The following is a 25,141-nucleotide window of genomic DNA, read 5'->3' on the forward strand; positions in this document are numbered from 1 at the left end:
CATGCTGAATTATTTTCTCAAACGATTACTGGGACTGATTCCCACGCTGCTGATTGTCGCGGTGCTGGTGTTCCTGTTTGTTCATCTGTTGCCGGGCGACCCGGCACGGCTGATTGCCGGACCGGAAGCGGATGCCTCGGTGGTGGCGCTGGTGCGCCAGGAACTGGGGTTGGATCAACCGCTGATCCAGCAGTTCTGGCATTTTATCTGGAATGCGTTGCAGGGGGATTTTGGTCAGTCGATGGTGTCGAAACGCCCGGTTTCCGAGGAGATCGCCACGCGTTTCCTCCCGACGCTTTGGCTGACGTTGAGCAGCATGGTATGGGCGGTGCTGTTCGGCATGGCGATTGGTATCGTCTCGGCCGTCTGGCGTAATCGCTGGCCGGATCGTCTGGGAATGACGCTGGCGGTGTCTGGCATCTCCTTTCCGGCATTTGCCCTCGGCATGTTGCTGATGCAAATTTTTTCCGTCGATCTGGGCTGGTTACCCACGGTCGGAGCCGACAGCTGGCGGCATTATATTTTACCTTCCATCACCCTGGGCGCGGCAGTGGCGGCGGTGATGGCACGCTTTACCCGCGCCTCTTTCGTGGAGGTGATGCAGGAAGATTATATGCGCACCGCACGCGCCAAAGGGGTGCGTGAATCGCTGGTGGTGGTCAAACATGGCCTGCGCAATGCCATGATTCCGGTCGTGACCATGATGGGCCTGCAATTTGGCTTTTTGCTCGGCGGTTCGATCGTGGTGGAAGTGGTGTTCAACTGGCCTGGTCTGGGCCGTCTGCTGGTGGATTCGGTGGAGATGCGTGATTACCCGGTGATTCAGGCCGAGGTATTGCTGTTTTCGCTGGAGTTCATTCTGATCAACCTGATTGTCGATATGCTGTACGCGGCGATCAACCCGGCTATTCGCTACAGGTAAGGAGTCGCAATGAAAAACTGGCGACGCGAAGCGGCATTGAAAATCATGCCGACGATGACGGAGAACCGGGTACGCACGCCGTGGCGCGAATTCTGGCGGCGTTTTCGCCGTCAGCACGTGGCGATGCTGGCCGGATTGTTTGTGCTGTTGCTGATCGTGGTGGCGTTTATCGCCCCGTGGATTGCCCCGTTCGATGCGGAAAACTATTTTGATTATGATCGTCTGAATGAAGGCCCGTCGCTGATGCACTGGTTTGGCGTGGATTCGCTTGGCCGTGACATTTTTAGCCGGGTGCTGGTCGGGACGCGTATTTCGCTGATTGCCGGTTTCTTCTCGGTGGCGATAGGTACGGTGATCGGCACGGTGCTGGGCCTGCTGGCGGGTTACTACGAAGGCTGGTGGGATCGTATCACCATGCGCGTATGTGACGTGCTGTTTGCCTTTCCGGGCATACTGCTGGCGATTGCCGTGGTGGCGATTATGGGCAGCGGCATGAGTAACGTGATTGTCGCGGTGGCGATTTTCAGTATCCCGGCTTTTGCGCGGCTGGTGCGCGGCAACACCCTGGTATTGAAACATCAGACTTATATCGAATCGGCGCGCAGCATCGGTGCATCGGACTGGACCATCATCATGCGCCATATCCTGCCGGGTACGGTGTCTTCGATTGTGGTCTATTTCACCATGCGTATTGGTACGTCGATCATCACTGCGGCCAGCCTGTCATTTCTTGGCCTGGGGGCGCAACCGCCCACACCGGAATGGGGCGCGATGTTAAACGAAGCCCGTGCCGATATGGTGATTGCCCCGCATGTGGCGATTTTCCCCAGCCTGGCGATTTTCCTCACCGTGCTGGCATTCAATCTGCTGGGTGACGGATTGCGCGATGCGCTGGATCCGAAGCTGAAAACGTAAGCCGGTGCGTATCAATACGCACCGCATCACAACCGCGCGATAAATCGCGCCGCTACGGCCGGACGCGGTTTGTAGCGACGCGATAACGATCGGATGCGGTTTGTAGCGACGCGATAACGATCGGATGCGGTTTGTAGCGGCGCGATTTATCGCGCGTTTTTCAGCTTAGAAGGTTTCCCAGTTATCGTTACCGGAAGGGGCGGGGGCCTTTAACGCCCGTGGGGTGATAACCGGTGCCGCCGGACGAACCAGCACCGCCGCGACCTGGCGAGCGCCGGTATTGAAGCGTGCCACTGCCGCTGACAGGCGGCTGGCCTGTTGCTCCAGCGACGCCGAAGCATTGGCCGATTCCTGTACCAGCGTGGCATTCTGCTGCGTCACGCGATCCATCTCATTCACTGCCTGACCGATCTGATCAATACCACGGCTCTGCTCATCCGAGGCGGAAGCGATCTCGCCCATGATGTCGGTGACGCGGGTAACCGCGCTGACGATCTCCTGCATGGTGTCACCGGCGCTGCTGACCTGCTGCGAGCCGAGATCTACGCGCTGCACGGAATTCTCAATCAACAGCTTGATCTCCTTCGCCGCCTGCGCACTGCGCTGGGCGAGGTTGCGTACTTCACCGGCGACCACAGCAAAACCGCGTCCCTGCTCGCCAGCGCGCGCCGCTTCAACGGCGGCGTTCAGCGCCAGAATATTGGTCTGGAAAGCGATGCCATCGATCACGCTGGTGATATCCGCGATCTTTTTCGAGCTATCCGCGATAGCGCGCATGGTCTTCACCACACCCTCGACCACGTTACCGCCTTTATCGGCGGTGTCGGAGGCGGTTTTTGCCAGCTGTGAGGCCTGACGGGCGTTATCGGCGTTTTGTTTCACCGTGGCGGTGAGCTGCTCCATGCTGGCGGCGGTCTCTTCCAGTGAGGCGGCCTGCTGTTCGGTGCGCGCGGAGAGATCGTTATTGCCGGTGGCGATTTCGGTCACACTGCTGAAAATGGCGTCGGCGCTATCTCGCACGTTGCTGACAGTGCTGAGCAATGCCTGCTGCATATGGTTCAGGCTGGTGGCGAGTGCGGCCATTTCGCTGCGCCCCTCCACCAGCAGGGAGCCGGAAAGGTCGCCCTCCGCGAAGCGTTCCATCTGCTGTTGCAGCAACTTCATTGGTGTCAGCAGGATGCGGCGCACCAGCACCCATACTGCCACCAGCATCAGCAGCACCACCAGCGTCATCACGCCAACCATGGCCATCATGCGATGATAAGTGCTTTCATTCTGGGCATTGCCTTGCGCCAGCAGCTCGACATTCTGCGCCCGCCACTGTTTATAGGCGTCTTCGAGATCGTCCTGCGCCTGCTGAGCATCCAGATTGCCGTAGGAAGGATAATCGTTAGCCTTAAGGAATACCGCAGACTGCTGCAACAGATTCGCCATGGCGGTGAACTTCGCCTCGACCAGCGTCGCAGCGGCATCACTTTGCCCGGCGATGCGTGGCAGATTCTTATACTGAGTGAAGTGCTGCTGCGCTTCATCCAGTGACGCCCCGGCGGCGGTTATCAGTTTGTCGATAGCGGCCAGTGAGGCAGCATCGGTTTGCTTCTTCAGAATACGAATGGCGACGCGGTTGATAGTGACACGGGTTTTGACCAGCGTTTGCCAGCCATCGGCCAGTTCGCGTTGCTGGTGAGACAATTGATCGCTGGTGGTGAAGTTTCGCTGTCCTGAAATTAATGAGGTTAAAAACAGGGAGCCGGAAACGGCCTGCATGGCTGTGAACACCACCAGAATCATGATGATGGCGGTCACGACTTTCATTCTTTTAAGCATCCTGGTATCTCTGCGCAAAAAGGGGCGTGTACAGAGGTTATCGGTGTAAAAGAAAGGCGCTTTACTGTCGGCAGAAAATAATTTCGGCGGAAAATGATTCCCCCATGACGGGCATGGGGGAGGAGGGGAGGTTAGATGCGGCTACCCCACAGGTCGTACTCATCGGCGTGCTCGACTTTGACGCGCACCACATCGCCGACCTTCACCTGACGATCGCCATTCAGGTACACCGCGCCGTCGATTTCCGGTGCATCGGCCATGCTGCGGCCCACGGCCCCTTCTTCATCCACTTCATCGATGATCACCAGAATTTCGCGACCCACTTTCTCTTGCAGGCGTTCTGCGGAAATCTGCTGTTGCAGCTGCATAAAACGATCGAAACGTTGCTGTTTCACATCGTCCGGCACCGGGTCCGGCAGCTGGTTGGCGGTGGCCCCTTCGACCGGGCTGTACTGGAAGCATCCGACGCGGTCGAGGCGTGCTTCTTTCAGGAAGTCGAGCAGCATCTGGAAGTCTTCTTCCGTTTCACCCGGGAAACCGACGATAAAGGTCGAACGCAGCGTCAGTTCCGGGCAGATTTCACGCCAGCGCTTAATGCGTTCCAGCGTGCGTTCTACCGCACCCGGACGCTTCATCAGTTTGAGAATGCGCGGGCTGGCGTGTTGCAGCGGGATATCCAGATACGGCAGAAGCTTCCCTTCCGCCATCAGCGGAATGACATCATCGACGTGCGGATAGGGATAAACATAGTGCAGACGAACCCAGACGCCGAGTTTTGCCAGCTGCTCACACAGGCTGACCATGCTGGTTTTGACCGGCGAGCCATTCCAGAAACCGGTACGGTGCTTCACATCCACGCCATAGGCGGAGGTATCCTGGGAGATCACCAGCAGTTCTTTCACACCCGCTTCCACCAGACGTTTGGCTTCATCCAGCACTGAGCCAATCGGGCGGCTATCAAGATCGCCACGCATGGATGGAATGATGCAGAAGGTGCAGCGATGGTTGCAGCCTTCAGAAATTTTCAGGTAAGCGTAGTGGCGCGGCGTCAGCTTCACACCCTGCTGCGGCACCAGGCTCAGGAACGGGTTGTGTTCCGGTTTTGGCACATAATGATGTACATGCGACAGCACCTGCTCGTAGCTGTGCGGTCCGGTGATTTCCAGCACTTTCGGGTGAACTTCGCGGATCTGGTCCACTTTGGCACCCAGGCAGCCGGTCACGATCACTTTGCCGTTCTCGTTCAGCGCTTCACCAATCGCTTCCAGGGATTCCTGCACGGCGCTGTCGATAAAGCCACAGGTGTTGACGATGACGATCTCGGCATCATCGTAGCGTGGGACCACGTCATAGCCTTCAGTACGCAGCTCCGTCAGGATGCGCTCTGAATCGACAAGGTTTTTTGGGCAGCCTAAAGAGATAAATCCTACTTTAGGTGGAAGAGTCGTCGACTTTTCCAATACGTTGTCAGGTGTTTTGTTATGGGACATTGCTCATTTTCCGGTTCTAAGCAGGAATGGCGCGAGATTCTACAGATGGAGCAACGAAAATTATACTCCTATATGCGCAGATCAAGTGATAAGCAGAGGCCGGGAACTGGCCCTGAGCGCTAACCAGGGGGAAAAAAAACAATTGCAGCTTATCTTTCATCTCGGGTTGTCTGTTGACTGTTTTGGGATAATACATAAGGAGTTTTGCGAAAAAATATGACTCAAATAATGTTTTGAGAAAAAAGTTATTTTTTATTGATGTCATTTATTCTACCCTTTGCAGTGTAATTATGGCGCTTTACATCGTGTTTAACTCACGATTTCGAACGCAATTTGCTATTGCGAATAGTATTCTTGGTTAAAATGAAAATCCCTCTAAATCGGGACGGAATCGTCCTTACGTAACTCTATAAAAAGTTAAGCTTAACAAAAGGATTCGTTATGGCCTACAGTTGTTATTTCATTCTTAATCGTCGTGAATTCTCAACATTGCATTGTCCTGGTATAGGAACATTCAGAGCATTTTCCGGGCAGGGTGAGGGACGTAATAATCCTGATATGACGCATGTCACTAACATTGGACCTTTGCTCAGAGGACGTTATTTTATTGTTGAACGTCCTACAGGAGGTACTCTTGGACCAATAAGGGAAATGTTCTATCGTGACATCTATAGTACTGACCGCTCAAAATGGTTTGCACTTTATCGGGATGATGGAAAAATTGATGATTGGACGTTTACACAGGGTATAAAGCGTGGAGGTTTCCGCTTGCATCCTATCGGGCCAAGGGGATTGAGTGAAGGCTGTATCACCCTTACAAGTCAGGCACAATTTGGATATCTTCATGACAGGTTGATGGCAGCAGGTGCAATGATTAACATCCCGGGAAGTAAGCTGAAAGCCTACGGTACGATAAAGGTATATTGAATGAAGAAAATCGCCCTGTTTATCCTGGTTTTTTTAGGCTGCTTTTATGGTTCTGTTAACCTTCTTTCTTTCGTGATTCCGATGCGATTTTTTTATATTCTGGGAAATTGGCTTAATCAGGATGGGGTAGATAATACACTTGATTTGGTGTTCTATGTTAATGTCGTCTTATCAGTTTTTATTTCAGCCACTCTGGCATTTTTAGCCTGCAATTTGTGGGTGAGAAAAGATTAGAATCCATTTTTTATTTATGGAGGCATGGTAATTAGAAAAGGGTTGTTTTTCTCATGAATGAGATGTTGAGGAAATGAAGTGGTTATATAAAAAAGTGATTCAGACGATAGGGTTTCTTTTTGGTAATCTAATCCCTCTTGCTGCGATTATTTTAGGTGGTGTATTTTTCGTCATTTTTATCCCAGAATATTCTGTGTTGCTGACTGCTATTTGGGCCGTAGTTGTACTGGTAATCGATATTCGTTACTCGAAAAGGCATTAATTAGCGAGCCGGTAAAACCCCATTTTTCTTAGATTGAAAATAATGAAGGAGTGGCTTTTATTTCAGTCTGCTGTAGCGCCAGGGGAGCCAGAGGCTGACAAATCAAAATCTGTCACAGTTAATCGAGCGTAAGGGAAGAAATTGTATAGCCAGTTGTCAGGCTTTTTGCCAGGCTATGTAAGCGGCTTACCACGCGGGATGTGGGCAATGTCGCGGGCTGGGCGAGGGTAACCGCAGCGCTGGCGGGGTTGTCTTCAGTAGGCTATTTTGCTTAAATCCCCGGTTGGAATTTATAAGTGATTATCGATATTAGAAAAAAATGTGCGTCGCTGACGGTGAATCCCTCACTGCCGGGGCCGAAGTGGATAATGTGAGAACAGAGAAATGAAAGAGATCATCAAAGGTTTTCTGAGTTTTCAACAGAATGTGTTCCCTGAAAGGAAGGATCTTTTCAAAAGCCTGGCGTCCAACCAAAATCCCAAAGCCCTGTTTATCTCCTGCTCAGACAGCCGTCTGGTGCCGGAACTGGTTACGCAGCAGGAGCCTGGCCAGCTGTTCGTTATCCGTAATGCCGGCAACATTGTGCCGTCGTTTGGACCGGAACCGGGCGGTGTCTCTGCCACTATCGAATACGCCGTCGTTGCGCTGGGTGTCAGCGAAATCATCATTTGCGGCCACTCCAACTGTGGCGCGATGAAAGCTATCGCTGAATGTTCCTGCATGGATACCATGCCAGCGGTGGAGCACTGGCTGCGTTATGCTGATGCCGCGCGTGCGGTAGTGGAAAACAAAAAGTACGACACGCCAGAAACCAAGTTGAACGAGATGGTGAAAGAGAACGTCATCGCGCAGCTGCACAATATCAAAACACATCCGTCTGTTGCGGTGGCGCTGCGTAAGAAAACGCTGCGCTTGCATGGCTGGGTTTATGATATTGAGAGCGGCAAAATCATGGCGCTGACCAAAGGGGGCGACGAGTTTGTTTCCCTGTCAGATAATCCTGAAACCTGCTTCGAATAATCCTCTGATCACCTGTGCTTACAGGCACAGGTGGTTATTATTCACATTTCCTCAAATTTCCTCACTGTCCGTTACTACCCGCACTATGCTTGAAAAGCAATCACTAAACACAAGGGTTCTCGTATGCGATCACATCTGTGTATTCCATTAATGACGCTGGCTTTTCTGGCGGCGGGTTGTACCTCTCATGTTACTGATACAAAACAATATTCCGGCTTTCTCGGCGATTACAGCCAGCTAACCATGGCGGAGTCGGCCAGTGGTAAACCGACGATGCGCTGGATATCGCCGGATTACCATGGCGCGAAGTATCCGAACGTCGTTTATACCCCAATCGTTTATTACCCGGCAGCCCATCCGACGCAGCGTATCAGCCAGCAGACACTGGATCAGATACGACAATACACCGACCAGAAACTCAAAGACGGGATTGCGGTACATAAAACTCTCGTGACGCAGAAAGGCCCTGGCACCATGGTGGTGAGAGGAGCCATCACCGCCGTGGCAGGTGAAAACGAGGGCGTGCAGTTCTACGAAGTCATACCGGTTGGGGCAGTGATTGCCGGAACCATGGCGGCGACCGGACATCGTACCCAGAACAGTGCCTTGTACCTTGAGATGGAAGCCGTCGATGCGCAAACCGGTAAACCGCTGATCAAGGTGGTACGTAAAGCCTTTGGCCGCACGTTGCCGAACAGTGAAACGCCGATCACCCTGAATGACATCCGCCCAGGCATTGATGAGATGGTGCGGGATGCCGTCTCCTTCTCCGCTCCGTAAAAAGTTGCCCGGTGCGCCGCCGGGCTTAATGTTTTGTAAATCCTGCACATCCTTTTTTACTTGCTGACTACCCTTAACGGCAGACGGTGAAAAAGGAGAAACCCATGCGATTGTTGCAAGCTGCGTTGCTGTTCGGCAGTGCGCTAAGTTGTTCCCTGCCTGCATTGGCGGCTGATGTGCAGGTGCAGGTGTTGCAGGAGAAACTGGATCATCCCTGGTCGGTAGCCTTTCTGCCGGATAACCACACCCTGTTAATTACCGAGCGGTCGGGCCAGTTACGGAGCTGGCAGCCGGGCAAAGGCGTATCGGCACCCATCAGCGGCGTACCCAAAGTCTGGGCGCATCGGCAGGGCGGTCTGCTTGATGTGGTGCTGGCACCGGACTTCGCACAAAGTCGCCGCGTGTGGCTCAGCTATACCACCGCCGACGGTGACGGACGCGCGGGGGGCGTGGTGGGGTATGGTCGTCTGAGTGACGATAACCGCCAGCTGAGTGATTTTCAGGTGGTGCTGGAGCAAACCCCTAAGCTCTCCAGCGGTGCCAACCTGGGAACGCGGCTGGCGTTCGACAGGCAGGGCTTTTTGTGGATTGCCTTCGGTGACAACTTTGCCAGCAGCAGCGCGCAGGACCTCGATAAACTCTCGGGCAAAATCATTCGCCTGACTGCCGATGGCAAAATTCCGGCGGATAATCCGTTTGTCGCACGCCAGGGGGCGCGTGGTGAAATCTGGGCCTATGGCGTGCGTAATCCGCAGGGGTTGGCGCTTAATCCCTGGACACAGCAGATGTGGGAGAGTGAGCATGGCCCGCGCGGCGGTGATGAAGTGAATATCCCGGAAAAAGGCAAAAACTACGGCTGGCCGCTGGCGACCTGGGGGATAGATTACAGCGGGCAAAAAGTACCGGAAGCCAAAGGTGGTGAGGTGCCGGGCACAGAACAACCGGTGTTTTACTGGAAAGTATCACCGGCGATCAGCGGTATGGCGTTTTACAACAGCGCACGTTTCCCGCAGTGGAAGAATTCGTTATTTATTGGTGCACTAAAGGAAAAAAGCCTGATTCGTTTGCAGGTGAATGGTGAGAAAGTGGTGGAGGAACAGCGCCTGCTGACCGATCGTGGTGAACGCATCCGCGATGTCCGTCAGGGACCGGATGGCTTCCTGTATGTGCTGACCGATGAAGCCAACGGCAAACTGCTGAAAGTGGGGCTGGCGGAGAGCGCCAGCGCACCACGCGGGTAATTAACGCACCCAGTTACACACTTCCCAGCCACGTTGCTGCGCTTCCTGTTGCAGCAGGGTGTCTGGGTTAATCACATAAGCATGATCGGCATGGGCCAGCAGCGGCAGATCATTCATTGAATCGCTGTACGCCCAGGTGCGATCAAAACGATGATCCTGCTGCAACGCTTTCCAGTCGCCCAGGCGCGCCACTTTACCTTCCTTGTAGGTCATGGTGCCGTAGGTCTGGCCGCTGTAGCGATCATCGACAATCTCGACACCAATCGCCAGCGCACCGTGCACGCCGAGGCGTTCAGCAATCGGTATCGCCAGATGCTCGCCGCTGGCGGTAATGATCATCACGGTGTCGCCACGCTGCTGATGCCAGTTGATGCGTTCGCGCGCGGCAGGAAAGACCCGTGGCAGAATGTCGCGGTGGATAAAACGGCGCACCCAGCCGGATACCGTCATGGTTGCCATACCGGCTAACGGGGCGAGGGTGGTATTCATATATTCTTCAATTGATAGCGTACCGGCGTGATATTGGGTCATTAGCGATTGTTCTTCGCTAATCAGATCGGCAGGGGCAAAACCCTGTGAAACCAGCCAGCGTAGCCACAGGCTGGTGCTGTCTTCACAAATCAGGGTTTCGTCCAGATCGAACACGGCTAAGTCCATCATGATTCTCCTCAGGCTGACTGAAATCAGGTTAGCGGAAATTTGTGACTGGCTTAACTGATCTGCGAAAAATCGGAATTTCTCGCAATTTTTCACAGATGGCGACAGATCAAAGCTGGCAGCGCAGCGGCGTTGGTGCCAGGGTTACTCTAATAAACTCTATAAAACTTTACGGTCAGACGGTTTTTTTCGCCGGCGCGAACCGTTAGCGTTCTGGTATACGTGCGTCTTGCTGGCAAAGAACCACGATATTTAACAAGGACAAACATCTGGTCATGCTCATGAGAAAACTCGCTATCACTCCTGCCTGGCGGCCTTTGGCTGCCTCTTCCTTATTATTATTGCTCGTCCCGGTTTCCGTTCTGGCGGAAGAGGCTCCCGCCGCACCACAGCTTGATGCCAAAGCCTGGATTTTAATGGACTACAACAGCGGCAAGGTTCTGGCTGAATCGAATGCCGATCAACGCCTCGACCCCGCCAGTCTGACCAAAATGATGACCAGTTATGTGGTGGGCCAGGCGCTGAAAGCCGGAAAAATCACCAATAACGATATGGTGACCATTGGTCAGGATGCCTGGGCCACCGGCAACCCGAAACTGCGCGGCTCATCGCTGATGTTCCTGAAGCCCGGCGATCGCATTCCGGTATCTGAGCTGAATAAAGGCGTTGTGATTCAATCCGGTAACGATGCCTGTATCGCGCTGGCCGACTATGTGGCGGGTAGCCAGGATGCGTTTATTGGTTTGATGAATAACTACGCCAAAGCCTTTGGCCTGCAAAATACCCATTTTATGACGGTACACGGACTGGACGCCGACGGGCAGTACAGTACCGCGCGTGATATGGCGATTATTGGTCAGCGGCTGATCCGTGATGTGCCGGATGAATATGCGCTGAATAAAGAGAAAGAGTTCACCTTCAACCACATTAAGCAGATGAACCGCAACCGGCTGTTGTGGAGCACCAATCTCAACGTGGACGGCATCAAAACCGGTCACACCTCGGGTGCGGGCAACAACCTGGTCGCCTCTGCGACTGACGGCGATATGCGTCTGATTTCTGTGGTGCTCGGGGCACAGACCGATGCTATTCGCTTCCGTGAGAGTGAAAAGCTTCTCACGTGGGGTTTTCGTTTTTATGAAACCGTGACGCCGATAAAGTCGGATAAACCCTTTGCGCAGCAACGCGTCTGGTTTGGCGATCGCAGCCAGGTCAATCTTGGCGTCGCCCAGGATGCGGCGATCACCCTTCCCAAAGGGCAGATGAAAAACCTGAAAGCCAGTTTCACGCTCACCTCGCCGCAGCTGGAAGCACCACTGAAGAAAAATCAGGTGGTGGGAACTATCGATTTTCAGCTGGATGGCAAAACGGTGGAACAACGTCCGCTGGTGGCGATGGAAGATGTTGCGGAAGGGGGCTTCATTGGCCGTATCTGGGATTTCATTATGATGAAATTCAACGGCTGGTTTGGAAAGTGGTTTAGCTGATAATCCTTGCCATTCCCCGTAACGGCGCGATAAATCGCGCCGTTACGGGATTATGCGGGGTTAACCGCGAATCCATCCTTTCCGAATCGGCATCGCAAACAATACGCGGTAAATCTGATGCGTCAGCGCCAGCATGCGCTCGCCATACAATTGCCATGCGAGGTGCGAGGCCAGACAGCCGAGCATACCCACCAGGAAACCGCCGAGCATATCCAGCGGCCAGTGCACGCCGAGGTAGACGCGCGACCAGGCAATGGCGCTGCCGACCAGCAGCAAAATCACCCCCGACCACAAACGGTGCCAGCAAATAAACGCCAGCGCGAAGGTGAAAATCGTGGTGCCATGATCGCTGGGATAAGAATCATCAGCAGCATGAGACAGAAACTGATGGCCCAGGCCGATGACAAACGGACGCGGATGGGGCAGTAACTGGCTGATGCACCAGGCAATGCTGAGCGCATAAATCAGCGCCATCCCGGTTTTCAATACCAGAGCACGTTGCGAACTGACCTGCTCACGCGGTCCCCACAGCCACAGCGCGACAATCAGTAGCGGCACAATGGCGATCAGATCCTGCGCGATAAAGGTCGCCAGCTTGAGTAGCCACTGCGGAGAATCCGGCGTGGCGTTGATCCATAAAAAGAGGCTGCGGTTTAATTCTTCCATTACGCTCTCTTGTTCCTCGTCTTGTTTACCCAAAAAGAAACGCCAGCAAAAATCAGCATCTGGGTCAGCCAGACCCACCAGCCCGCCCACAGGTTGTGGGAGAAAAAGTGTGCGCCACGCATCACCTGGCCATACCCCATCAGCAGGCCCAGCGCGATGCCCGCCAGCAGTGCCAGCAGGGCGCGGCGTGGCTTCTCTGGCCACCACAGGAAAAACAGCCCCATCACCGCAAAACCGCTGGAAGCATGCCCACCGGGAAAACATTGACCAGGACCGCTACCCGCCGGAACCGCATCCAGCAGCGGAAAGCTCACCGCTTTGCCGCCAAACATCGCCAGATCCCACGGACAGGAGTGGGCGCTGTGTGCCTTCAGAATCCCGACCACCAGCGGCCCCAGCCCGAACAGCAAGGCCACCAGCACCCGGCGTCCATCGCGGCGCTGAATACCACGTAACAGCATCAGCACGGCACCAACGATGATCACATCCTTCAGCAGGCGATGGTTGATCAGGTCCAGCCAGCGGTTGTGCTGCCACGGGAAGCGCTGCGTCAGCGGATCAAACCAAAACTGGCTGATGGCGATATCGAGGCTTTCATGGCGCGACCACAGCAGGAACACAGACGCTAAAAATGCCAGCAAAATAAAGTTGATAGCGTAAAAGCGTCGCGACAGCGGGTAAATAGCAGGGTTCTTAATCATGAGGCGGGTTGTTGAATTGTTTAATTTGGATGACAGTTGCATGATTTTTTGCAGCGAGCGAAACCAGAGTGGCAGGGTCGCAGGCTGCGCTTAAGAGAACCTTAAGCCACGATCGACAGGCATAAAAAAACCCGTCAGTCAGAGACTGGCGGGCTCCTCAATTTGGGGATTTCAAAGAAAAGCAGTGGCAATAATTCAGACTGCACCCTGGGAAAAAAGTTCTGGACTCAGTCAAAAAATTTTTATAAGGGCAAAATCGGCCAAATAATCACGATCAACGTCCCCGCGAGCGTCAGCAAAACGTTGGCAATGGCATAGGTTCCGGCATAGCCCAGCGCCGGAATATTGCTGCGCGCCGTGTCACTGATAATCTCCATCGCCGGTGCGCAGGTGCGTGCGCCCATAATTGCGCCGAACAGCAACGCGCGGTTCATGCGCAGCACATAGGCACCAAACAAATAGCAAATCACCACCGGCACCAGGCTGACCAGCAAACCGCTCAGCAACATCAGCGCGCCTTCGCTACCCAACCCGTGTTGCAGGCCGCTACCGGCACTCAGGCCAACACCCGCCATAAACACCATCAGGCCGAACTCTTTCACCATGGTCAGCGCGCCCTGCGGAATATACCCAAAGGTCGGGTGGTTGGCGCGCAGGAAACCCAGCATGATCCCGGCAAACAACAACCCGGCAGCATTACCAATGCCAAAGCTAAAATTGCTGAACTGGAAAGTGATCATGCCGATCATCAAACCAATAATGAAGAAGGCGCAGAAGGCCAGCAGGTCGGTCATCTGGCTGTGGATGGCGATAAAGCCGATGCGGTCAGCTAGGCTTTTCACGCGACGTGCTTCGCCGCTGACCTGGAGTACATCACCTTTATTCAGCATGATGCTGTCATCAATCGGCATCTCAATCTGGCTGCGGATCACACGGTTAAGGAAGCAGCCGTGATCGGTCAGTTTCAGATGGTTGAGACGTTTATTCACCGCATTATGGTTCTTCACCACAATCTCTTCCGTCACGATGCGCATATCCAGCAGATCGCGGTCGAACACTTCTTTGCCGTTGCGGAAGCTGGCGTCGAGGCGCGCATGGGCATCGGGATAGCCCACCAGCGAAATTTCATCCCCCAGTTGCAGCTGTGCGTCACCATCCGGGCTGGCGAGAATACCGTTACGACGCAGGCGTTCAATATAACAACCGGTCTGGCGATGAATACCCAGCTCACGCAGATTTTTGCCGCCGCTCCACTCCACCAGTTCCGGTCCGACACGGTAGGCACGAATCACCGGCAGGAACACTTTGCGCTGGCTATCGGCATCCAGACCGCGTTCACGGGCGATTTGCTGCGCACAGGTTGGCAGGTCCTGATGTTGCAGGCGTGGCAGGTAGCGTGCGCCAAAAATCAGGCTGACCAGCCCCACCAGATAGGTAATGGCGTAACCGAGGCTGAGATGATCCTGCATCAGGGTAAGGTGCTGGCTGTCAGCGATGCTATGCCGGAGCGTATCACCTGCTCCCACCAGCACCGGTGTTGAGGTCATGGCTCCCGCCAGCATGCCTGCGGTTAAGCCAATATCCCAGCCGAACACTTTGCCGAGCAGCAACGCCAGCAGCAGAGCGCTGCCGACCATGACGATGGCGAGGATAAAATAGTTTTTACCGTCGCGGAAAAAGATCGAGAAAAAATTAGGACCGGCTTCGACGCCAACACAAAAAATAAACAGCATAAAACCCAGGCTCAACGCTGCGGTATTAATGGCGAAATGTTGGTCACCTAAAATAAGCGATACGACTAAAACGCCAATGGAATTTCCGAGCTGGACAGAACCAAGACGTAATTTACCCAGGCAGAGGCCGAGTGCTAAAACAACAAATAATAACAGGACGTCATTTCCGCTTAACAATTCTGCGACGTTAATATTCACGCTTTAACTTCTTATTTACCTGTAACATGTTGATGAAAAGGTCGTTTTTCGCTATCTTGTGCCGACCGCAGGTGCCCGTTTTGCCGGGATGGCAGGGACTGAATTTTGAAGCGGCGTCATTCTAATCATAATTAACACCCTCAGCTATCGGCAGTTTTCATTCCTTCCGCATTCAGCTGTTTCTTTTTATTTCCACTCAGGTGTACAGGGTCGGTAAAAGTTTCAATATTGTTAACGGTGAAGTTGAGGATGGTTATGTCGCAGCGTACTAATCGCTGGCCTGCAGCGGTGTTGGGTGTGATGCTATATACGCTGATGTTTATTTTTGCTCATCACTTCTGGGCCTCATCTGGCGCTCAGGCCGTGGGCGGTCAACCTGAGTTGTTGCTGTTTCTACTGCCAGGCATCGTCGTGGCGTTGCTGCGCCCGGAAAGTCCGTTAAAAAGCACGCTATGGGTCGCCGTGGCGGGCACCGTGCTGGGTACGTTGTGGGTGGTACTGGCGCTGAATCTGAGCCATAGCGGCTGGCTGATTATCTGGGGGCTGAGTGCGCTGTTCTGGGCGGGTTGTGGTGCGTTACTGGTGCGTCTGCTGCGTATCATGCTGGCGATGCGATCGTGAAGCATGTCGATGAATGATGTGTAGCGGCGCGATTTATCGCGCGCCTTTAAAACAGCGCGATAAATCGCGCTGTTACAGGCCCATTTTTTATACTGCGAAGTCCAGATTCTCTTTCGTCCAGGCGGCAAAATCGGTGTATCCGCCGATATGCTGCTGGTCGAGGAAAATCTGCGGTACGGTGGTCACCGGTTTACCCGCGCGGGCTTCCAGATCGGCTTTGGTAATGCCTTCCACCTGGATATCGACGTATTGATAGTTAAAATCGTCACGCTCGGTGGTCAGTTTGGCGGCCAGTTCCTGGGCGCGCACGCAGTAAGGGCAGCCGGGACGACCAAAAATCACTGCAAACATTGCTTCTCTCCTTTCCGCTGCTGTTTTGTGATGAATGTCACATCACAGCGTGAATAATGCCACACATGATGCCCGTGGATTCCCGCTAAATAAAGAAGGAATTACCTGTTGCTTCGATGTGCGCAGGCTTAAAGCAGTGTCGCCGGTCCCCGGAAGGTGCGCCGCCATTCGCTGGGACTGACGTTAAAACGTGCCTTAAAACTTTGCCGGAATGAGATGGGAGACTGATAACCGGCCAGCGTTGCCACCGCCTCAATGCTATGGTCGGTGGTTTCCAGCAGTTCCTGGCTACGTTGTAGCCGTTCAGCGCTGAGCCATTCCCCTGGCGTCATGCCGGTGGCGCGCGCGAAATGGCGGGTGAGGGTGCGCCTGCTCATGTTAACCATGCCTGCCAGTGAATCCAGATCGTGACGTTTATCCAGATTACGCCGCAGATAGTCGATCAGGTCATTAATCTGGCTGTCACGCGTGGTGTCGGGCACCGCGCGTTCGATAAACTGCGCCTGGCCACCTTCGCGGTAGGGCGGCATCACCATCCTTCTGGCGACCCGGTTCGCCAGCGCGGAACCGTAATGTTCGCGAACGATGTTCAGACAGCAGTCAATGCCAGCCGCCGTCCCTGCGGAAGTAATCAAACGTTCATCACTGGTATACAGGGCGTTGCTGTCGAGAAGGATTTGCGGAAAACGTCCGGCAAAATCCTTTTCAAACTCCCAGTGCGTTGCGGCGCGACGACGGTTCAGCAATCCGCTATACGCCAGCACATAGGCCCCGAGACATAATCCCACCACTTCCGCACCGCGCTGCCAGGCCTGAGTCAGCGCGTCTGATAATGCCGCTGATGGCTGTTGCGCGGGATGCTGCCAGAAGGGAACAATCACGATATCCGCCCCGGCCAGAGACGCCAGGCCGTGCTCCACGCTGATGGAGAGACCGCTGTCAGAGGCAATCATCCCCGGCTGCTCAGCGGCAATTACCACCTCGAAAAATCCCGCCTGCGGCATCGCTTTGCCGAATACCATTAATGGCACTGAAAAGTGGAAGGGGCTGAAACCCTCGGTAGCGATCACCACAACCTGTAAAGCGGACATCGTTTCTGACCCTGGTTAAAAGCGCAGTGTTTCACCATCTTCCGGCACCCACAGCTGTTGTTCAATAGCGTTTTCAGCGGCGAATGCGCGCAGCTCTGCCCGGCTCAACAGGCAGTGATTAATGGCTTCCATATGCGAGGCGACGATGGCAGCCGAAGGCAGTATCTGATGCGTACGCAGCGCATCCTCTTTGCCCATAATAATGGCACCGAGTCCGTCAATATTGGCGTAACCCATATTCAGCACAATCACCTCGGGCGTATAGCTTTTCAGGCTATCTTCGTAGGGTTTAACCCAGATGGTATCGCCAGCAATGTAGAGCGTTTTTTCCTGTGGGTGGCTGAACACCAGGCCACAGGCGTCCCCCAGCCGCTCGGCCACTTGCGGAATGGCGTAAGCCTCGTCACTGCCGTGCTGGCCTGCCGTTTTGCTGACAGTGATGTCACCCATGCTATTTTTCTCCGCCAGTACCGCAACCTGGGTGAAGCCCTGAGAACGCAGCAGCGTGGCATCCCGCTCATGCTGGGTATAGATCACCTGGTCTTTGTGGATCAGGCGCTGGGCCGCTTCATCCCAATGGTCCTCATGCGTATGGGTGACAATGATGATATCCACATCCAGCAGTTCGTCGATGGCAATTGGCAACGGCACCATTGGATTACGCAGATGCGGGCGCGGTGTACCGGCAAAACCTGGCCAGGCGTGCTGCTCCGATAACATCGGGTCGATCAGAAAACGGGTACCAGCAAAATCCAGCCTCAGGGTCGCGTTACGAATTTGCGTCAGATTCATGTGTTAACTCCTCCGGTAATATTGTTGAGCCAGTATAAGAAGCTGCCGCAATCGGGAGTGAGTGGCACCGGGGCCATCATTCGATGGAAAAAGGTCAGGAAACCGCATCACAGCTAGGCAATCGCGCCAGGGTTCGCTATAACAGACGGCTTAACGGATTGAACTGGGGGAGCGCCATCGTATGAATAACCTGGCCAGATTACCGAAACCCGTATTGCTGCTGGAGGCAGTGGGCGTTATTGCCGTGATTGGCGCGTTGTTGCTGATTAATGGCTGGATCGACGCACCGGCGGTGATCAGCGCCAGACGGCTTGCGACGGTGCTGTTTTTTACCGGCATTGTGATGATGTTGCCTGCTGCCTGGCTGATGATGTGGCGAACGGCCAAAGCGATGGCCCCGCAGTTGTTCAATCAACACGACAAAAAGAAGTAACCGGAGAGGATTATGACGCCGACCATTGATTTACTGTGCAGCCACCGTTCCATTCGCGCATTTACCGGGCAGGGCATTGATGAAGCGCAGCGCAACGCCATTATTGCTGCGGCTCAGGCGGCATCCACCTCCAGCTTTTTGCAATGCTCCTCTATTATTCGTATCACCGACCGGGAAAAACGTGAGCAACTGGTTAAACTGACCGGTGGCCAACCGTGGGTCGGTGAGGCGGCTGAGTTCTGGGTATTCTGCGCTGATTTTAATCGTCATCTGCAAATCTGTCCGGATGCGCAACTTGGCCGCGCGGAGCAGCTGTTACTGGGCTGCGTGGATACGGCGTTAATGGCGCAGAATGCCATGACTGCGGCGGAGTCACTCGGTCTCGGTGGCGTGTTCATCGGGGGGATTCGTAACAATATTGCCAACGTCACCACGCTGCTTGGCTTGCCGAAATTTGTGCTGCCGCTGTTTGGCTTCTGTATCGGGCATCCCGCAGCGCAGCCGGAGGTGAAACCGCGTATTCCACAGGCGATGCTGGTACATGAAAACAGCTATCAGCCGGTCGATGCGGCGGTGCTGGCGGAATATGACAGCCGTACCAGCATCTATTATCAGCAACGTGATACCAATCAGCGCGCGGAAACCTGGAGCGAACTGATTCAGCGCCTGATCATTAAAGAAACGCGCCCGTTTATGCTGGATTACCTGCATCAGCAGGGCTGGGCAACCCGTTAAGCACAAGGAACTCTGCGATGAAAATGGCCATTCTCTCCCGTGATGGGCAGCTCTACTCGTGTAAACGCCTGCGTGAAGCGGCGGAAGCGCGTGGCCATCAGGTGCAGATTATCGATCCGCTCTCCTGCTACATGAACATCAACCCGGCGTCCCCGGCGATACATTATCGCGGTGAACCGCTGGGCCATTTTGATGCGGTGATCCCGCGTATCGGCTCCGCCATTACCTTTTACGGTACGGCGGTGTTGCGCCAGTTCGAGTTGTGCGGCAGCTATCCGCTGAACGAATCGGTGGCGATTACCCGCGCACGTGACAAACTGCGTTCCCTGCAACTGCTGGCGCGGGAAGGGATCGATATGCCGGTCACCGGGTTTGCTTCATCCCCGGATGACACCGATGACCTGATCGCTATGGTGGGCGGTGCGCCGCTGGTGGTGAAGCTGGTGGAAGGAACGCAGGGCATTGGCGTGGTACTGGCGGAAACCCGTCAGGCGGCGGAGAGCGTGATCGATGCGTTTCGCGGCCTCAATGCACATATTCTGGTGCAGGAGTTTATCAAAGAAGCGCAGGGACGTGATGTCCGCTGCCTGGTGATTGGCGGTGAGGTCGTGGCGGCGATTGAGCGCCATGCGAAGGAGGGGGATTTTCGTTCCAACCTGCATCGCGGCGGCAAGGCGCACCCGGTAACCATTACCGATCAGGAGCGCGAAATCGCGGTGAAAGCCGCCAGCACGCTCGGGCTGGAAGTGGCGGGGGTGGATATCCTGCGTGCCGGACGAGGACCACTGGTTATGGAGGTCAATGCCTCCCCAGGCCTTGAAGGTATTGAGTGCACCACCGGGCTGAATATTGCCTCCATGATGATTGACTGGATAGAACAGCACGCGCTGCCTGGCTTTAGGCTTAAAACTGGTGGCTAGGGTGTGCTTTTCAGCGTTTTTCATGGCATCGCTTGCATTTTTTCCGTAAGCTAAGGCGCTTATTTCTTCACCCCACGGGACATGACGATGGATTCACTGGTCGTTCCTGACATCGACGTGCTGCGTCGTTGGCTGGATCAACAAAATATCACCTGGTTCGAATGCGATGCCTGTCAGGCTTTGCATCTGCCGCATATGCAGAATTTTGACGGGGTGTTTGATGCAAAAATCGACCTTGTGGATGGTGTGATCCTGTTTTCAGCGCTGGCTGAAGTCAAACCGACGGCATTGATTCCGCTGGTGGGAGACTTGTCACAAATCAACGCCAGCTCCCTGACGGTGAAAGCCTTTATCGACATTCAGGATGATAATCTGCCGAAGCTGATTGTCTGTCAGTCCCTCAGTACCAGCGCAGGGTTAACCTTTGGTCAGTTCTCGTCTTTCATGAAGCAAAGCGAGGAACAGGTTTCCATGGTGATTATGGAAGCGTTCGCCAATAATTTGCTGATGATGGGCGAGGAAGAGGATCGGCAACCCAGTTCGGTTGGCCGCGCCATGCTGCACTGATTTTTCCGCTTTACTAACTGCCGCTTTTTGCGGCAGTTTTCATTTTGTCCCCACCACTTTTTATTCTGCATTTTGCCCTTTATTGCCAGATATTTCTCGTGCTTTATGCCGTCCTTGCCGAACCCCATAGCAGAAACATGCAATACTTATCGCTAAAAGGCGTTTTTTACGCTGGGATCTGGTGCAGGTGAAGCGGGGCGGCTATTCTTGCGGGGCTGCTTGAGTCCTGCAATCTCAGCGCAGGCATAGGTTTTTACTATTAAACTCCCGCTGAATATTGATTCATTGTGTGTCTGTTAATTAACAGAAAACACAACGACCGGATCGCGTGTATGCAGCGTTGTGATGACCCGCTCAGGAGGAAGGAAAACATGTTCAACCAACGTAAAAAATGGTTGTCAGGTGTGGTTGCTGGTGTGCTGATGACAGCTTCAGCTGGTACGCTGGCCGCAGATAAAACGCTGCACGTTTATAACTGGTCTGATTATATCTCGGCGGATACGGTCCCGAATTTCGAGAAAGAGACGGGTATTAAAGTCGTTTACGACGTGTTTGATTCCAACGAAGTGCTGGAAGGCAAACTGATGGCAGGCAGCACCGGTTATGATGTGGTGGTGCCATCTTCCAGCTTCCTTGCGCGTCAGCTGCAATCCGGCGTGTTCCAGGAGCTGGATAAGAGCAAGCTGCCGAACTACAAAAACCTCGATCCGGCGCTGATGGCGAAAGTGGCACAGCACGATCCAGGCAACAAGTTCGCCATCCCTTACCTGTGGGGTACCACCGGTATCGGGTATAACGTCGATAAAGTGAAAGCAATCCTCGGCAAAGATGCGCCAGTGGATAGCTGGGATCTGGTGCTGAAGCCAGAAAACCTGGAAAAACTGAAAAGCTGTGGTGTTTCCTTCCTCGATGCACCGGAAGAGATTTTTGCCACGGTGCTGAACTACCTCGGCAAAGATCCGAACAGCTCTGATCCGAAAGATTATTCCGGCGCAGCCACCGATCTGCTGCTGAAACTGCGTCCGAGCATTCGCTATTTCCACTCTTCGCAGTACATCAATGACCTCGCTAACGGCAACATCTGTGTGGCGATCGGCTGGTCTGGTGACATCCTGCAAGCGAAAGATCGTGCGGCACAGGCGAAAAATGGTGTGAACCTGGCGTACAGCGTACCGAAGCAAGGCGCTCTGGCGTTCTTCGACATGATGGCGATTCCGAAAGATGCGAAAAATCTCGACGAAGCCTATCAGTGGCTGAACTACATCATGGATCCGAAAGTGATAGCCGACATCTCTAACAAGATGAACTATGCCAACGGCAACAAGGCGTCACTGCCGCTGATCAATGCGGATGTACGTAACAACCCGGGCATCTTCCCGCCTGCGGATATTATGTCCAAGCTGTTTGTACTGAAAGTCCAGGATCCGAAGCTGGATCGTGTACGCACCCGTGCATGGACTAAAGTTAAAAGTGGTAAGTAATTCGTTCTGAACGGATTCACTTGTATTAGGACGACAACAGAGGCGCGGTGATGGCCTCTGTTGTGCCATTTTTAGCGGCTGAGGTTAAGGCCGTTAAGCGTTGGAGATATGTTAGTGAGCGACGCGATTCCCCGCCCCCAAAATAAAAATGCAAAGGCGTTAACGCCGTTGCTGGAAATCCGCAATCTGACCAAATCCTTTGACGGCCAGCACGCCGTGGATGACGTCAGTCTGACCATTTACAAAGGTGAGATTTTTGCTCTGCTTGGCCCTTCGGGCTGCGGTAAATCGACCCTGCTGCGTATGCTGGCGGGGTTTGAGGTGCCAAGTAGCGGTCAAATTGTGCTGGATGGGCAGGATCTCTCCCATGTGCCGCCGTATCAGCGGCCAATCAATATGATGTTCCAGTCTTATGCCCTATTCCCGCACATGACGGTGGAGCAGAACATCGCCTTTGGCCTGAAACAGGACAAACTGCCAAAAGGTGAAATCGCTGAGCGCGTGGCGGAAATGCTGGCGCTGGTGCATATGCAGGAATTTGCCAAACGTAAGCCGCATCAGCTCTCTGGCGGACAGCGTCAGCGTGTGGCGCTGGCACGTAGCCTGGCCAAACGTCCGAAGCTGCTGCTGCTGGATGAACCGATGGGTGCGCTGGACAAAAAGTTGCGCGACCGTATGCAACTGGAAGTGGTGGATATCCTGGAACGCGTCGGGGTGACCTGCGTGATGGTGACCCACGACCAGGAAGAAGCGATGACCATGGCGGGCCGTATCGCCATTATGAACCGCGGTAAATTCGCGCAGATTGGCGAGCCGGAGGAGATCTACGAGCATCCGACCAACCGCTTCAGCGCGGAGTTTATCGGTTCGGTGAACGTGTTTGAGGGGCTGCTGCGTGAGCGGCGTGAAGACGGTCTGGTACTCGATAGCCCTGGCCTGGTTCATCCGCTGAAAGTGCAGACGGACGTGTCCATCGTCGATAACGTGCCGGTCCACATCGCGCTGCGCCCGGAAAAAGTCATGCTGTGTGAAGACGTTCCCGCCGACGGCTGCAACTTTGCCGTGGGCGAAGTGGTACATATCGCTTATCTCGGTGATTTGTCGATTTACCACGTGCGTCTGAAGAGTGGCCAGATGATCAGTGCGCAGTTGCAAAACGCCCATCGCTATCGCAAAGGCGCGCCAACCTGGGGCGACGAAGTGCGTTTGTGCTGGGATGCCGACAGCTGTGTGGTTCTGACGGTTTAAGGAGGCGCAATGAGCCAGATTTCTCAACCCGGCACCCCGGAAGCCGAACAGCCGGGCACGCCGTTACAACGCTGGGCCACGCGCATCAAAATGCAGCATGGCCGCAAGCTGGTGATCGCACTGCCTTATGTGTGGCTGGTGCTGTTCTTTTTGCTGCCGTTTCTGATCGTACTAAAAATCAGTTTCGCCGATATTGCGCGGGCGATTCCGCCGTACACCGATTTGATCACCTGGGCTGACGATCAGCTCAACCTGGTGCTCAATCTGGGCAACTATCTGCAACTGACAGATGACCCGTTGTATGCCGATGCGTATCTGCAATCGCTGAAAGTGGCCGCCATTTCCACCATTATCTGCCTGATGATTGGTTATCCGCTCGCCTGGGCGGTGGCACACAGTAAGCCGTCGATGCGTTCCATTCTGCTGTTGCTGGTAATCCTGCCATCATGGACCTCGTTCCTGGTCCGTGTGTATGCCTGGATGGGGCTGCTGAACAATAACGGCATCCTGAACCGATTCCTGATGTGGCTGGGAGTGATTGATCATCCCCTGGTGATCCTCTACACCAACACCGCGGTGTATATCGGTATCGTTTACTGTTATTTGCCGTTTATGGTGCTGCCAATCTATACCGCGCTGACGCGTATCGATTACTCGCTGGTGGAAGCTTCGCTCGACCTTGGCGCGCGTCCGCTGAAGACCTTCTTCAGCGTCATTGTGCCGCTGACCAAAGGCGGGATTATTGCCGGTTCAATGCTGGTGTTTATCCCGGCAGTCGGGGAGTACGTGATCCCGGAACTGCTGGGTGGCCCGGATAGCATCATGATTGGCCGTATTTTGTGGCAGGAATTTTTTAACAACCGCGACTGGCCGGTGGCTTCAGCGCTGGCGGTGATCATTCTGTTGATCCTGATCCTGCCGATTGTCTGGTTCCACAAACATCAAAACCGTGAACTGGGAGAGAAGGGATGAATCAGTTACCTGCAATCCGCTCCCCGTGGCGCACCGCGATTCTGGTGCTGGGTTTTATGTTCCTGTATGCGCCGATGCTGCTGCTGGTGGCCTACTCGTTTAACAGCTCACAGCTGGTAACGGTGTGGGAAGGCTTCTCGTTCCACTGGTATCACGTGTTGTTCCAGGATGACGCGATGATCGATGCGGTGGTGCTGAGTCTGACCATCGCGGCGTTGTCTGCCACCATGGCTGTGGTGCTGGGTACCATTGCGGCGGTGATTATCGTGCGTTTTGGCCGCTTCCGGGGTCATAATGGTTTTGCGTTTATGCTCACCGCTCCGCTGGTGATGCCCGATGTGATCACTGGTCTGTCGCTGTTGCTGCTGTTTGTGGCAATGGGGAATACCCTCGGCTGGCCGAGCGATCGTGGCATGCTGACCATTTGGCTGGCACACGTGACCTTCTGTACTGCCTATGTGGCGGTGGTGATCAACTCGCGTCTGCGTGAACTGGATCGTTCCATCGAAGAAGCGGCGATGGATCTCGGCGCGACACCACTCAAGGTGTTCTTTGTCATCACCGTGCCGATGATCGCACCAGCGATTATTACCGGCTGGCTGCTGGCATTTACCCTGTCGCTGGATGACCTGGTGATTGCCAGCTTTGTCACCGGCCCGGGCGCAACCACCTTGCCAATGGCGATCTTTGCCACGGTGCGTCGTGGTGTTAACCCGGAGATCAACGCTCTGGCGTCACTGATTTTGTTTGTGGTCGGGCTGGTGGGCTTTATTGCCTGGCGGTTTATGGCACACGAAGAAAAACAACGTTTGCGTGATATTCAGAAAGCAAGACGTGGCTGAAATCCGTAACATTTGCCAATATAAGAAA

Annotated in this window: 26 protein-coding genes; 17 read left to right on the top strand and 9 right to left on the bottom strand. The window is 54.2% G+C overall.

Annotated elements, in window-relative coordinates:
- Nucleotide 1 precedes the first annotated feature (1 nt).
- Complete coding sequence (gene gsiC / locus CUN67_RS06245) at nucleotides 2–922, top strand: glutathione ABC transporter permease GsiC (RefSeq protein ID WP_208714461.1); 921 nt, start codon at nucleotides 2–4, stop codon at nucleotides 920–922.
- A gap of 9 nt (nucleotides 923–931) precedes the next feature.
- Nucleotides 932–1,837 carry a glutathione ABC transporter permease GsiD gene (gsiD, locus tag CUN67_RS06250; protein ID WP_208714462.1) on the top strand — a complete coding sequence of 302 codons (906 nt, stop codon included), beginning with the start codon at nucleotides 932–934 and terminating at the stop codon, nucleotides 1,835–1,837.
- A gap of 165 nt (nucleotides 1,838–2,002) precedes the next feature.
- On the opposite strand, the gene CUN67_RS06255 is transcribed toward gsiD, so the two are convergent.
- Nucleotides 2,003–3,664 (bottom strand): methyl-accepting chemotaxis protein, encoded by a 1,662-nt coding sequence (locus CUN67_RS06255; RefSeq protein WP_208714463.1) that lies wholly within the window; start codon nucleotides 3,662–3,664, stop codon nucleotides 2,003–2,005.
- A gap of 131 nt (nucleotides 3,665–3,795) precedes the next feature.
- Nucleotides 3,796–5,154, bottom strand: a complete 1,359-nt coding sequence (gene rimO / locus CUN67_RS06260; RefSeq protein ID WP_208714464.1) for a 30S ribosomal protein S12 methylthiotransferase RimO — start codon at nucleotides 5,152–5,154, stop codon at nucleotides 3,796–3,798.
- Between the two features lie 441 nt (nucleotides 5,155–5,595).
- Here rimO and CUN67_RS06265 point away from each other — a divergent pair, with 441 nt between their 5' ends.
- The 5 genes from CUN67_RS06265 to CUN67_RS06285 all read left to right on the top strand — a co-directional run bounded on the left by CUN67_RS06265 (nucleotide 5,596) and on the right by CUN67_RS06285 (nucleotide 9,618).
- A complete protein-coding gene (locus tag CUN67_RS06265) occupies nucleotides 5,596–6,081 on the top strand; it encodes a DUF2778 domain-containing protein (protein WP_208714465.1) in 486 nt (161 codons plus the stop codon).
- Nucleotides 6,082–6,315, top strand: coding sequence for a hypothetical protein (locus CUN67_RS06270; RefSeq protein ID WP_208714466.1), 234 nt, complete (start codon nucleotides 6,082–6,084; stop codon nucleotides 6,313–6,315).
- 646 nt (nucleotides 6,316–6,961) lie between these two features.
- On the top strand, nucleotides 6,962–7,597 hold the full coding sequence (locus tag CUN67_RS06275; RefSeq protein WP_208714467.1) for a carbonic anhydrase: 636 nt from the start codon (nucleotides 6,962–6,964) through the stop codon (nucleotides 7,595–7,597).
- Between the two features lie 123 nt (nucleotides 7,598–7,720).
- Entirely contained in the window at nucleotides 7,721–8,377 is a 657-nt protein-coding gene (locus CUN67_RS06280; protein ID WP_208714468.1) for a DUF3313 domain-containing protein, read from the top strand.
- A gap of 104 nt (nucleotides 8,378–8,481) precedes the next feature.
- Complete coding sequence (locus CUN67_RS06285) at nucleotides 8,482–9,618, top strand: PQQ-dependent sugar dehydrogenase (protein ID WP_208714469.1); 1,137 nt, start codon at nucleotides 8,482–8,484, stop codon at nucleotides 9,616–9,618.
- On the opposite strand, the gene CUN67_RS06290 is transcribed toward CUN67_RS06285, so the two are convergent.
- Nucleotides 9,619–10,275: an HAD family hydrolase gene (locus tag CUN67_RS06290; RefSeq protein WP_208717084.1), complete on the bottom strand. Its 657-nt coding sequence runs from the start codon at nucleotides 10,273–10,275 to the stop codon at nucleotides 9,619–9,621. It lies immediately after the preceding gene.
- A 281-nt stretch (nucleotides 10,276–10,556) separates the two neighbouring features.
- On the opposite strand from CUN67_RS06290, the gene CUN67_RS06295 reads away from it, so the two are divergent.
- Nucleotides 10,557–11,762: a serine hydrolase gene (locus CUN67_RS06295; protein WP_208714470.1), complete on the top strand. Its 1,206-nt coding sequence runs from the start codon at nucleotides 10,557–10,559 to the stop codon at nucleotides 11,760–11,762.
- Between the two features lie 60 nt (nucleotides 11,763–11,822).
- Here CUN67_RS06295 and ybjG read toward each other — a convergent pair whose 3' ends face one another.
- The 3 genes from ybjG to CUN67_RS06310 all read right to left on the bottom strand — a co-directional run bounded on the left by ybjG (nucleotide 11,823) and on the right by CUN67_RS06310 (nucleotide 15,060).
- A complete protein-coding gene (gene ybjG / locus CUN67_RS06300; protein ID WP_208714471.1) occupies nucleotides 11,823–12,428 on the bottom strand; it encodes an undecaprenyl-diphosphate phosphatase in 606 nt (201 codons plus the stop codon).
- Nucleotides 12,428–13,129: a phosphatase PAP2 family protein gene (locus CUN67_RS06305; protein WP_208714472.1), complete on the bottom strand. Its 702-nt coding sequence runs from the start codon at nucleotides 13,127–13,129 to the stop codon at nucleotides 12,428–12,430. Before CUN67_RS06305 ends, ybjG begins: the two co-directional genes overlap by 1 nt.
- 242 nt (nucleotides 13,130–13,371) lie before the next feature.
- Nucleotides 13,372–15,060: an aspartate:alanine antiporter gene (locus tag CUN67_RS06310; protein WP_208714473.1), complete on the bottom strand. Its 1,689-nt coding sequence runs from the start codon at nucleotides 15,058–15,060 to the stop codon at nucleotides 13,372–13,374.
- A gap of 255 nt (nucleotides 15,061–15,315) precedes the next feature.
- Here CUN67_RS06310 and ybjM point away from each other — a divergent pair, with 255 nt between their 5' ends.
- Nucleotides 15,316–15,681, top strand: a complete 366-nt coding sequence (ybjM, locus tag CUN67_RS06315) for an inner membrane protein YbjM (RefSeq protein WP_084873665.1) — start codon at nucleotides 15,316–15,318, stop codon at nucleotides 15,679–15,681.
- Nucleotides 15,682–15,768: 87 nt separating this feature from the next.
- On the opposite strand, the gene CUN67_RS06320 is transcribed toward ybjM, so the two are convergent.
- The 3 genes from CUN67_RS06320 to CUN67_RS06330 form a co-directional block, all read right to left on the bottom strand.
- Nucleotides 15,769–16,032 (bottom strand): GrxA family glutaredoxin, encoded by a 264-nt coding sequence (locus CUN67_RS06320; protein ID WP_013508468.1) that lies wholly within the window; start codon nucleotides 16,030–16,032, stop codon nucleotides 15,769–15,771.
- Between the two features lie 128 nt (nucleotides 16,033–16,160).
- Nucleotides 16,161–17,123, bottom strand: a complete 963-nt coding sequence (locus tag CUN67_RS06325; RefSeq protein ID WP_208714474.1) for a GlxA family transcriptional regulator — start codon at nucleotides 17,121–17,123, stop codon at nucleotides 16,161–16,163.
- A gap of 15 nt (nucleotides 17,124–17,138) precedes the next feature.
- Entirely contained in the window at nucleotides 17,139–17,915 is a 777-nt protein-coding gene (locus tag CUN67_RS06330; RefSeq protein WP_208714475.1) for an MBL fold metallo-hydrolase, read from the bottom strand.
- 181 nt (nucleotides 17,916–18,096) lie between these two features.
- Between CUN67_RS06330 and CUN67_RS06335 the strand changes: the two genes are divergently transcribed.
- From CUN67_RS06335 to potI, 8 genes are all read left to right on the top strand, one after another.
- Entirely contained in the window at nucleotides 18,097–18,348 is a 252-nt protein-coding gene (locus CUN67_RS06335; RefSeq protein WP_208714476.1) for a DUF1418 family protein, read from the top strand.
- A gap of 12 nt (nucleotides 18,349–18,360) precedes the next feature.
- Nucleotides 18,361–19,083, top strand: coding sequence for an oxygen-insensitive NADPH nitroreductase (gene nfsA, locus CUN67_RS06340; RefSeq protein ID WP_208714477.1), 723 nt, complete (start codon nucleotides 18,361–18,363; stop codon nucleotides 19,081–19,083).
- Between the two features lie 17 nt (nucleotides 19,084–19,100).
- Nucleotides 19,101–20,003, top strand: coding sequence for a 30S ribosomal protein S6--L-glutamate ligase (gene rimK, locus CUN67_RS06345; protein ID WP_208714478.1), 903 nt, complete (start codon nucleotides 19,101–19,103; stop codon nucleotides 20,001–20,003).
- Between the two features lie 87 nt (nucleotides 20,004–20,090).
- Nucleotides 20,091–20,570, top strand: a complete 480-nt coding sequence (locus tag CUN67_RS06350) for a YbjN domain-containing protein (RefSeq protein WP_208714479.1) — start codon at nucleotides 20,091–20,093, stop codon at nucleotides 20,568–20,570.
- Between the two features lie 371 nt (nucleotides 20,571–20,941).
- Entirely contained in the window at nucleotides 20,942–22,051 is a 1,110-nt protein-coding gene (gene potF, locus CUN67_RS06355; RefSeq protein ID WP_208714480.1) for a spermidine/putrescine ABC transporter substrate-binding protein PotF, read from the top strand.
- Between the two features lie 114 nt (nucleotides 22,052–22,165).
- On the top strand, nucleotides 22,166–23,299 hold the full coding sequence (gene potG, locus CUN67_RS06360) for a putrescine ABC transporter ATP-binding subunit PotG (RefSeq protein ID WP_208714481.1): 1,134 nt from the start codon (nucleotides 22,166–22,168) through the stop codon (nucleotides 23,297–23,299).
- A 9-nt stretch (nucleotides 23,300–23,308) separates the two neighbouring features.
- A complete protein-coding gene (potH, locus tag CUN67_RS06365) occupies nucleotides 23,309–24,271 on the top strand; it encodes a putrescine ABC transporter permease PotH (protein WP_208714482.1) in 963 nt (320 codons plus the stop codon).
- On the top strand, nucleotides 24,268–25,113 hold the full coding sequence (potI, locus tag CUN67_RS06370; protein ID WP_084873674.1) for a putrescine ABC transporter permease PotI: 846 nt from the start codon (nucleotides 24,268–24,270) through the stop codon (nucleotides 25,111–25,113). The genes potH and potI overlap by 4 nt, the downstream gene beginning before the upstream one ends.
- The last annotated feature ends 28 nt before the right edge of the window (nucleotides 25,114–25,141 follow it).

This window comes from Pantoea cypripedii, assembly GCF_011395035.1.
GTDB classification, from domain to species: Bacteria; Pseudomonadota; Gammaproteobacteria; order Enterobacterales; family Enterobacteriaceae; genus Pantoea; species Pantoea cypripedii_A.

What these genes read in the sequence shown, in the direction of transcription:
- nfsA (WP_208714477.1), top strand. Translation starts at nt 18,361, where the DNA reads ATGACGCCGACCATTGATTTACTGTGCAGCCACCGTTCCATTCGCGCA.
- ybjM (WP_084873665.1), top strand. Translation starts at nt 15,316, where the DNA reads ATGTCGCAGCGTACTAATCGCTGGCCTGCAGCGGTGTTGGGTGTGATG.
- CUN67_RS06350 (WP_208714479.1), top strand. Translation starts at nt 20,091, where the DNA reads ATGGATTCACTGGTCGTTCCTGACATCGACGTGCTGCGTCGTTGGCTG.
- CUN67_RS06255 (WP_208714463.1), bottom strand. Translation starts at nt 3,664, where the DNA reads ATGCTTAAAAGAATGAAAGTCGTGACCGCCATCATCATGATTCTGGTG.
- CUN67_RS06320 (WP_013508468.1), bottom strand. Translation starts at nt 16,032, where the DNA reads ATGTTTGCAGTGATTTTTGGTCGTCCCGGCTGCCCTTACTGCGTGCGC.
- CUN67_RS06305 (WP_208714472.1), bottom strand. Translation starts at nt 13,129, where the DNA reads ATGATTAAGAACCCTGCTATTTACCCGCTGTCGCGACGCTTTTACGCT.
- potF (WP_208714480.1), top strand. Translation starts at nt 20,942, where the DNA reads ATGTTCAACCAACGTAAAAAATGGTTGTCAGGTGTGGTTGCTGGTGTG.
- gsiD (WP_208714462.1), top strand. Translation starts at nt 932, where the DNA reads ATGAAAAACTGGCGACGCGAAGCGGCATTGAAAATCATGCCGACGATG.
- potI (WP_084873674.1), top strand. Translation starts at nt 24,268, where the DNA reads ATGAATCAGTTACCTGCAATCCGCTCCCCGTGGCGCACCGCGATTCTG.
- CUN67_RS06280 (WP_208714468.1), top strand. Translation starts at nt 7,721, where the DNA reads ATGCGATCACATCTGTGTATTCCATTAATGACGCTGGCTTTTCTGGCG.
- CUN67_RS06265 (WP_208714465.1), top strand. Translation starts at nt 5,596, where the DNA reads ATGGCCTACAGTTGTTATTTCATTCTTAATCGTCGTGAATTCTCAACA.
- CUN67_RS06290 (WP_208717084.1), bottom strand. Translation starts at nt 10,275, where the DNA reads ATGGACTTAGCCGTGTTCGATCTGGACGAAACCCTGATTTGTGAAGAC.
- ybjG (WP_208714471.1), bottom strand. Translation starts at nt 12,428, where the DNA reads ATGGAAGAATTAAACCGCAGCCTCTTTTTATGGATCAACGCCACGCCG.
- rimO (WP_208714464.1), bottom strand. Translation starts at nt 5,154, where the DNA reads ATGTCCCATAACAAAACACCTGACAACGTATTGGAAAAGTCGACGACT.
- CUN67_RS06295 (WP_208714470.1), top strand. Translation starts at nt 10,557, where the DNA reads ATGAGAAAACTCGCTATCACTCCTGCCTGGCGGCCTTTGGCTGCCTCT.
- potH (WP_208714482.1), top strand. Translation starts at nt 23,309, where the DNA reads ATGAGCCAGATTTCTCAACCCGGCACCCCGGAAGCCGAACAGCCGGGC.
- CUN67_RS06270 (WP_208714466.1), top strand. Translation starts at nt 6,082, where the DNA reads ATGAAGAAAATCGCCCTGTTTATCCTGGTTTTTTTAGGCTGCTTTTAT.
- CUN67_RS06275 (WP_208714467.1), top strand. Translation starts at nt 6,962, where the DNA reads ATGAAAGAGATCATCAAAGGTTTTCTGAGTTTTCAACAGAATGTGTTC.
- gsiC (WP_208714461.1), top strand. Translation starts at nt 2, where the DNA reads ATGCTGAATTATTTTCTCAAACGATTACTGGGACTGATTCCCACGCTG.
- CUN67_RS06330 (WP_208714475.1), bottom strand. Translation starts at nt 17,915, where the DNA reads ATGAATCTGACGCAAATTCGTAACGCGACCCTGAGGCTGGATTTTGCT.
- rimK (WP_208714478.1), top strand. Translation starts at nt 19,101, where the DNA reads ATGAAAATGGCCATTCTCTCCCGTGATGGGCAGCTCTACTCGTGTAAA.
- CUN67_RS06285 (WP_208714469.1), top strand. Translation starts at nt 8,482, where the DNA reads ATGCGATTGTTGCAAGCTGCGTTGCTGTTCGGCAGTGCGCTAAGTTGT.
- CUN67_RS06335 (WP_208714476.1), top strand. Translation starts at nt 18,097, where the DNA reads ATGAATAACCTGGCCAGATTACCGAAACCCGTATTGCTGCTGGAGGCA.
- CUN67_RS06325 (WP_208714474.1), bottom strand. Translation starts at nt 17,123, where the DNA reads ATGTCCGCTTTACAGGTTGTGGTGATCGCTACCGAGGGTTTCAGCCCC.